Genomic DNA, 6232 nt, shown 5'->3' with positions numbered 1-6232 from the left:
CCTTCCCTATTGAGAAGCACTATGGTTGGCAAGGCGCTGACGAATAGCGTCGAAACGTTGCCAAATCAACTCTGGAGTTTGGGGGACAATACCTTGAGCACGAGCGATACCACGAGCAATAATGGCATCTGCTTGTCGCAGTTCGCCCGAGGTTGGTAGAGCAATAACCTGACTCTGCAGCAGTTCAATAAACGCTAAAACATCCTGCTGCTGGTTAGGCCCTAGAACCTTGAATTTCTCAGCTACGACCTGTTCTATATTCATAGTGGGCATGCTCCTAACCTATCAAATTTGCCTGCGCAGAAAAGAGCCGCTAGCCAGACTCAATCCCACTTACGCCCCCTTAGGAAGCCACCATAGATGTTTTGGGGCGGGCAAAGATCATGCGTCCGGCGGAGGTTTGCAGCGACCCGGTGACGACGACCTCTAGTTCTTCGCCAATGTAGTCGCGGCCTTCTTCAACCACTACCATGGTGCCGTCGTTGAGGTAGCCGACGCCTTGGGAGGGTTCTTTGCCCTCCTTGAGAATCTTCAGGTCGATGTCGTCGCCGGGCAGGTAGGCCGGGCGAATGGCCTGGGCCAGATCATTGATATTGAGCACCTCAACGTCTTGAAAGCTGGCAACTTTGTTGAGGTTGTAGTCGTTGGTGAGCAGCATGGCGTTGAGCTCCTGGGCAAGCTTCACCAGCTTGGCGTCGACGGTGGGGATGTCGTCGTAGTCGACGGAGTTGATCAGCAGTCGGTTGGGGTAGGTTTCACGAATGCGGTTGAGCACGTCGAGGCCACGGCGGCCGCGATCGCGCTTTTGGTCGTTGCTGGCGTCGGCAACCTGCTGTAGCTCTTGCAGCACAAACTGCGGCACCAGCAGCTGCCCTTCTAAAAAGCCCGTGCCCAGCAGGCCTTCAATACGGCCATCGATAATGCAGCTGGTGTCGAGCACCTTGGTTTTGCTGGGCTTGAGGGTGCCCTCGGCCACCAGCGTAGACTCTAAAGTGCTGGGGCTGATCAGGCGCAGCAGCGATCGCCCGTGGGTATCGGCCAAATTCATGCCCGACACCGCAAACAGCACGCTGCCCAGCACCGCCGTCATTGGTTTGATAAAGCCAAACTCAGCCGGAATCGGCAGCAAAAACAACGGAGCCAGCATCAGGTTGGCGATCAGCAGACCCAGCACCAGGCCCACGGCGCGAGTAAGAATGCGATCGGGCGGCAGCTCTTTGATCTGGCGCTCCAGACGACGGTAGCTGGTCTGCATAACCAGACCCAGCCCAGTGCCAATTAGCCCGCCAAATACAGCGGTTACTGTGCCCAGGGCCTCAATATTTGTTACCTGCTGCAAAATGGGCTCGGGCAGCAGGTCAATGCTGTAGAACCCAATGCCCGCCCCGGCCAGGATGAATGAGAATACGATTAGTGCGTCTAGCATGGTGGTCCGCGGTTCTGGCCTTGATTTTGCAGCGGTTAGGGGTTAAGTACTTACCCTCTCAGTGTACTCCCCCAGATCAAAAGCGCCAGATTAAACAATACTGGGGGAAGTCAAGCTGGCAAAAGTATACCGCTAATGCCCAGCCCCCTGACCGCCCTACGGGCTCTGCAATAATGGTGGGGTTACTGCACTTGCATTCTCCATGTCTTTGCCCTTTCTGCGATCGGCGGTAGTTCAACTGGCGGCCTATACCCCTCATGTTGAGTCAGCCGACGATCCATCCCCTGCTGCTCTGGATATTCTCGATACCAACGAGTGCCCCTACGACCTGCCCAAGGCGCTGAAGGAAAAGCTGGCCTGGCAGCTGCACAACGATATTGCCGCCAATCGCTACCCCGATGGTGGGCATGGGGCGCTGAAAGAGGCGATCGCCCAGTACGTTACCGAAACCGCAGCCGGAGCAAGCTTCAGCGCCGACCATATCTCCGTTGGCAACGGCTCCGATGAGCTAATTCGATCGCTGCTGATTGCTACCTGCCTAGGCGGCGCAGGCTCGGTGCTGGTGGCCGACCCCACCTTTTCGATGTATGGCATTCTGGCCCGCACCCTGGGCATTCCGGTGATCACGGTAGGCCGCAGTGAAGACACCTTTGAGGTCGATCTGTCAGCAGCGCAGCAGGCGATTGGCCATCCCCAGACCCCTCCTGTGCGGGTGGTGTTTATGGTGCACCCCAACTCACCTACCGGCAACGCCCTCACAGCCGCCGAGGTCGCCTGGCTAGAGGCTCTGCCGTCAGACATCTTAGTGGTAGTGGACGAAGCTTACTTTGAGTTTAGCCAGCAGACCACGGTAGCCAACGTTCTGACCCGCCCCAACTGGGTAGTTATGCGAACGTTCTCAAAGGCCTTTCGCCTAGCCGCGTATCGGGTAGGGTATGCCGTGGCCAATCCAGCCCTCGCCCAGGCGCTCGAAAAAGTGCGCCTGCCCTACAACCTACCCAGCCTGACCCAGGCGGCCGCCCAGCTCGCCCTGGCTCACCGCCAGGAATTGCTGGCGGTAGTGACTGAAATTCAGCAGCAGCGCCGAGAGCTAGCCAGCGCGATCGCCCAAAATACCCCCTTGCGCCTGTGGCCCAGTGACGCCAATTTTCTCTACGGGCGACCCCCAGCTCAGCCTGAGCAGCCCTTGAAGACCGAACTAGAACGCTGGTTCAACCGCCTGCGGGTGCAGGGAACCCTGGTACGCCACACAGGCGGAGGCTTGAGGATCACCATCGGCACACCAGAAGAAAATCAGCGCACCCTGGCTCACCTACAGCAGGTTTAGGCAGAAGTCGCCCGGTAGCTGAACGCAGAGGAGCCGCCCGGTAGCTGAGCCCAGAGGAGATCCCCGGTAGCCGAGCGTAGTCGAAGCTACACCAGCGCCCTAGCTCGCCGCACCGTGTAGGGCAGCACCCCCACCAGCAGAGCAAAGGCTTCGTCAGGCACTTTGTCAACAATGCTTTGGTCAAAGTAGCTCTTAAACTGCTCTAGGATGAGCTGGGCGCGATCGAGGGGCACAGGCTTATCGGTGAAGTTTTGGGTGAGCCGCACCCACTGCAGGCGAATTTTGAGGGCTTTTTGCTGGGCTTCGGCTGACTCAGGCGAAATCAGCGACAGGCTACCGAGGGGTATCACCGCTCGACAGTCAGCATCGAGCCCCCCACCAACGGCGGCACCAGGGCCGGCAAACTCGGTGTAAAACTCCTTGTGGATAATCAGCCCGTTGCGGCGGCGGCTGTTGACAACCCACAGTTCACCACCTCGAATTCTGGCCAAGATGTCATCGTCTTCTGACAGCAGCAGATTAGATTCAAAAAATGGATTGGAAAGACCGCTCACTGGGTTCACGATTGGGGGGCGAGCGGGCTGAGGTGTGCCAGCAAACAAGCCGGGAGAACGTAGGGAGTTTCCGGGGCCTGGGCCTGAACTATTCTGCTCAAAATTAGAGATCATCCCCGCCACATCATAGCGACAACGGCTCGACCAGCCACGATCTGTGCCCATTTCCTCGGTCTTTCTTCGGCCTATGAGCTACCCAAGAGCTATAGCGCCTCAGGTATTTATTCTAGGGTAAACGGCTGGCTGGCCCCCGTAGAAGTATTTAGCTACGCTGAAGGAGGGATAAATTTCTATCCCAAAAGTTTAAGGTTTGTGTGAAGTGATCCGGTTGGGCCACTTAAGGCCACGGGGCAGGAGGCGTTATGGTCTTGCGCAGCAGCAGCCGACGGGCCTGTAGCCCAATCCAGGAGGCCGGAGTATCTTCAGTTTGAAACACCCCGAATCCGGCTTTGCGGTAGAGCGCCTGAGCCGCTAGGTTGTCTTCCATAACGTGGAGGCGCAGATCATAGATGCGCCACTGCTGCGCCAGTTGTTCACACGATTGCAGCAGCGCGCTAGCTATGCCCTGACGCCGAAAGCTCTGCCCCACCGCCAGGTTTGAAATATAGATGTGGCGATCGCCCTGCCAGGGCCAGGGCTGGCGCAGTGACGCTTCTACCGTGCCTGCGATCGCTGGACCGTCTGCAGGGGTAGCTCCAGCCGATGACATCGCCATCAGACAGGCATACCGGGGAGACTGAGCCTTGAGCCGCTGCTTCAGGTCTTCTTGAATGCCAAGCCGAATGAAGGGGTACACCCAGTACCGCCAGCCCGAGCAGTCGTAAAAGCTAGTGGTGAGCACATCGGTGAGCCGCTCCACATCCTGCAGCCGGGCCGGGCGAATTAGCGGCTGGGCTGTGTCGGTGGCTGGTAGAGGCGGCGAATTTGAGTCAATTTGTACCATAAACCCCAGCGGCAGACTCCCAAAAAAGATGCCCGGCAATGGCAAAGCCTAGGCGTTAGGATAATCGCTCTTGCAGTCAATATACCCTTCTCCCCCCGCTCAACGGGTAGGATCAAAAGGCGAGTTTCCCCTCCACAGCCCAATCGTCCCCCAGCCATCCACTCACCGCCATCCATGGCAACCTCACCCTTCTTGACCAGCTTTGTCCGCCACCGCGACCCCAGGCTACTGTGGCCGGTTGCGGGGGTAGCCTCGGTTGTGGCCCACGGGGTTGCACTGGTTATGGTTCGCACCCTGGCCATTCAAACCCCAGCCCTACCAGAGGGTGAATTGGCCCCGCTGCCCATTCAGTTGATTACGCTTCCCGCCGACCTACCGGCCCCAGCTGAGCCGATCGCCAGTATCTCCACGAATACGGCCTCTGGCGACTCAGCCTCTGTAGAACCCACCGCCGCCGCGCCACCGACTCCTGTAGCGGCCCAGACCACGCCGATTGCCCCTGCCGAGACTGCTGCCCCCGATCGCCCACCGCTAGAGCCATTTACCACCTCGGCCCCGCCCCAGACTGCCGCGCCGCCTGTAGCCCCGGCCCCTCCAGCCCCGGTGGCTCCTGCGCCTCCGGCTGTAGCCCCAGCGCCGCCGCGCCCTGCCGCCCCTTCCCCATCTGTAGCCCCGGCCCCGCCCGTATTGCCTGCCCCCGGCCCATCCACTGGAGAATTGCCCCCTACGACGCCTGCCCCTGGCTCACCCGCCCCCGCCCCTGTTCCCGAAGGGGCATMGGGGCAAGGGGGACAGGTCGTGCCCGTGGGCATTCGCCTCAACCCCAATGGCCGAGATATTCCTGATTCTGCCCCTCAGCTGCTGGGCGCTACGGCGATCGATATGCGACCTCTAGCGTCGAGCTGCGGCTTTGCCAACCTGGAGGCGCTGCTGACGGGCACGGTCGCTACTTCGGTACAGTTGCAGATTCGGGTAGAGCCCAGCGGCGAAATTTCTCAGGTGAGACCGTTGCAGGGCACGGGCAATGGTGCTTTAGACGATTTGGTGAGCTGCGTGGTCAGGCAGCGGCTGCGACTGCAACCGGCCAGCTCAGCTGGGGTACCTCAGCTCACTGACGCGTTTATCTTGGAGGCCCGTGTCCAATTTTTCTAGCCATACGTATATTGAGTTGAGCTTTTGTAACTCCACAACTTACAGCAACCTTTAGGAACAAATTTTGGCCGTACAACGCAATAACCTTGCTTTTTATGATCAGCAGGCCAGCCGTTGGTGGCATGAGGCGTCGACCGTTGCGCCTCTGAATCGTCTTAACCCACTGCGATTCAAATATTTCGACCGGGTTATACCCTGCTGGCAGGGGCTGCGAGTGCTAGATGTGGGCTGTGGCGGTGGTTTTACCTGCGAGTTTTTAGTCCATCAGCAGGCCCAGGTATGGGGCCTAGACCAGTCGGCGCAGTGTATTCAGGCGGCTCAGGACCATGCAGTGGCAGGCGGCTTACCCATTACATACAGCTGTGGCGTGGCTGAAGCATTGCCCTTTGAGGCGGCTACCTTTGATGTGGTCGTCTGTGTCGATGTACTGGAGCATGTAGTTAACCCTCAGCAAGCCGTGGCCGAAATCAGCCGGGTGTTGCGGCCTGGAGGAGTATTTTGCTTTGACACGATCAACCGCACGGTGCGATCGCGCCTCGTGATGATCTGGCTGTTGGAGACTATCCTGCGCCAGATTCCGGTCGGCATCCACGACTGGAAAAAGTTTATTACCCCTCAGGAGCTACGAGCCATACTGACTCAGGCAGGCTTTGGCGTGGTGAAGATAGATGGCTTCAACCTATTTGGTAGCACTGTGGCTGAAATGATTGCCGCTTACCGGTTTTATCAAACAACGGGCAAGTTTCAGGCGCACTTTGATGACGATACGCGGGTAATGTATATCGGTACAGCGGTGAAGGGGTAGACGCGCAGGTGAGGAAGGGTGATCC

At 58.5% G+C, this 6232-nt stretch carries 7 protein-coding genes; 3 read left to right on the top strand and 4 right to left on the bottom strand.

All coding sequences use genetic code 11. The features are described 5' to 3' along the window. Window positions 1–6: 6 nt before the first annotated feature. Together IQ265_RS26875 and IQ265_RS26870 are read right to left on the bottom strand one after the other, a co-directional pair. Window positions 7–264, bottom strand: a complete 258-nt coding sequence (locus tag IQ265_RS26875) for a hypothetical protein (protein WP_194055677.1) — start codon at window positions 262–264, stop codon at window positions 7–9. A gap of 79 nt (window positions 265–343) precedes the next feature. Next, a complete protein-coding gene (locus IQ265_RS26870; protein ID WP_194055675.1) occupies window positions 344–1426 on the bottom strand; it encodes a PIN/TRAM domain-containing protein in 1083 nt (360 codons plus the stop codon). A gap of 202 nt (window positions 1427–1628) precedes the next feature. On the opposite strand from IQ265_RS26870, the gene IQ265_RS26865 reads away from it, so the two are divergent. Next, window positions 1629–2753, top strand: a complete 1125-nt coding sequence (locus IQ265_RS26865; RefSeq protein ID WP_194055673.1) for a histidinol-phosphate transaminase — start codon at window positions 1629–1631, stop codon at window positions 2751–2753. Window positions 2754–2839: 86 nt separating this feature from the next. Here the strand turns inward: IQ265_RS26865 and IQ265_RS26860 are convergent, their stop codons facing one another. Together IQ265_RS26860 and IQ265_RS26855 are read right to left on the bottom strand one after the other, a co-directional pair. Then, the gene (locus IQ265_RS26860) at window positions 2840–3307 is read right to left on the bottom strand and encodes a hypothetical protein (RefSeq protein WP_347404979.1); all 468 of its coding nucleotides are present in this window, start codon (window positions 3305–3307) and stop codon (window positions 2840–2842) included. 337 nt (window positions 3308–3644) lie between these two features. After that, window positions 3645–4250, bottom strand: coding sequence for a GNAT family N-acetyltransferase (locus tag IQ265_RS26855; protein ID WP_194055671.1), 606 nt, complete (start codon window positions 4248–4250; stop codon window positions 3645–3647). 174 nt (window positions 4251–4424) lie between these two features. Here IQ265_RS26855 and IQ265_RS26850 point away from each other — a divergent pair, with 174 nt between their 5' ends. Then, window positions 4425–5402, top strand: coding sequence for a hypothetical protein (locus IQ265_RS26850; protein WP_194059415.1), 978 nt, complete (start codon window positions 4425–4427; stop codon window positions 5400–5402). Between the two features lie 64 nt (window positions 5403–5466). Beyond that, complete coding sequence (gene ubiG, locus IQ265_RS26845; RefSeq protein WP_194059413.1) at window positions 5467–6207, top strand: bifunctional 2-polyprenyl-6-hydroxyphenol methylase/3-demethylubiquinol 3-O-methyltransferase UbiG; 741 nt, start codon at window positions 5467–5469, stop codon at window positions 6205–6207. The last annotated feature ends 25 nt before the right edge of the window (window positions 6208–6232 follow it).

Source organism: Nodosilinea sp. LEGE 06152, from assembly GCF_015207525.1.
Classification (GTDB): domain Bacteria; phylum Cyanobacteriota; class Cyanobacteriia; order Phormidesmidales; family Phormidesmidaceae; genus Nodosilinea.
The sequence above is the reverse complement of the archived record's forward strand: the minus strand, read 5'-3'. Positions and strand labels throughout refer to the sequence as shown.